The organism is Pseudomonas sp. PB101 (genome assembly GCF_009764265.1).
Taxonomy (GTDB): Bacteria; Pseudomonadota; Gammaproteobacteria; order Pseudomonadales; family Pseudomonadaceae; genus Aquipseudomonas.
The window spans coordinates 1-1436 of sequence record NZ_RWIR01000084.1 but is presented as its reverse complement, the minus strand read 5'-3'; the positions used below and the strand labels follow the sequence as shown (position 1 = coordinate 1436).

The window sequence follows — 1436 nt, the reverse complement described above, 5'->3', positions numbered from 1 at the left end:
GGTGTTGGCGCTACAGCCCTGCGCCGCTGGGTTTCGCGTTGGCGGCGAGAGCAGGAAGGGATGGTGCAACCTCCTCGACTGCAGGATCAGGAACTGATCGAGTCGCTTCAGGCGAAATTGGCGCTACTCGAAGCTGAGAACCAAGTGCTAAAAAAGCAATTGCCCTCTCATCTAAAGGTTCTGTTTGGTCGAACCAAGTGATTGATGGCGTTAGAGGCGCGATGTCGATTAGGCGTATGTGCGCCGTGTTCGGTCTGGCCCGCAGCAGCTATTACGTGAAGCGCAAACCCGAACTGTTGCTACCTGCGCAGCGATGGCTGGGGCGCAAACTCCGTGCATTGCATAAGGAGCATCGCAAAGCGTTAGGTACTCGCGGGCTATCCAAGGAATTAAGAAAAGAAGGCATTTTCATTGGCCGCTATCGAATGCGCACCTTGATCAAGACCTTCGGTTTGCACCGGCGTAGGCCTCGCTACGCCCATTATCGCCGTGCGACGAAGCCGGCAGTCGCTGCACCGAACATACTTGATCGTCGTTTCAATCCGGTCCGGCCTGACACGCTTTGGGCAGGCGACATCACTTACATCAAGGTGGGGAGCGGCTGGTTGTATCTGGCCGTGGTGATGGACCTGTTTTCACGCAGGATCGTGGGGTGGGCTTGTTCGCGAACCGCTGATACTGAGCTGTCTATGAAAGCACTTAAGCTGGCAGTGGCGTTACGCCGTCCGATGCCTGAGTTGCTATTTCACTCCGACCAGGGCTGCCAAGGCGGATTCAACCGGTCGTCGCAACACTGGATTGTTGGACAGATTTTAGATACTCATTCAGTGCTTCGGCAGGTGTTTTCCAACCGAGTGTTTTCCGGGGTCTCGTGTTCAACACATGAGCTACGGCTTGGAGCTCCTGGGCTCCCCATCGAGACAGATCGGTACCTTTTGGGAAGTATTGCCGTAGAAGACCGTTCGTATTTTCGTTCGTACCGCGCTGCCATGGACTATGGGGGTCAGCAAAGAAAACCTTCACTCCGGATTCGATGGTAAATCGAGCGTGATCTGATAGCTCTTTACCTCGATCCCATGTCAAAGATCGCCACAGTTCGACAGGATGGTCATTCACTGTTTTCTTCAGTGCGTTGGCCATGCTAACAGCCCCGTAACCAGCAAGAGCCGGCCCGTTCTTCGTCCGGGGAATTAGCCCGTAGCCTTCTTCACGAGGCAGATGGACGAGCATGGTGAATCGAGTTGAGCGCTCGACCAGCGTTCCAATCGCGGATCGGTTCAAACCGATGATCAGGTCACCCTCCCAATGCCCGGGTACAGCCCGGTCTTCCACCTCAGCAGGGCGACTGGAGATCATGACATCCTCGCTGACGTGCGCCCATGTTTTTGCCTGCGCCCTAGCTCTCGGCACACGCAATGCTCGCCCTGTGCGCAGGC

At 55.8% G+C, this 1436-nt stretch carries 1 protein-coding gene and 2 pseudogenes; 2 read left to right on the top strand and 1 reads right to left on the bottom strand.

The genetic code is table 11. The annotated features are described in order from the left end of the window. Positions 1–201 (top strand): annotated as a pseudogene (locus tag EI969_RS30360) (hypothetical protein); the annotation flags it as partial. A 20-nt stretch (positions 202–221) separates the two neighbouring features. Next, positions 222–755: pseudogene (locus EI969_RS31080) on the top strand (IS3 family transposase); the annotation flags it as partial. Positions 756–774: 19 nt separating this feature from the next. Here the strand turns inward: EI969_RS31080 and EI969_RS25900 are convergent. After that, positions 775–1436 (bottom strand): IS30 family transposase (locus tag EI969_RS25900; protein ID WP_160390257.1); only part of this gene is annotated, 662 nt, incomplete at its 5' end.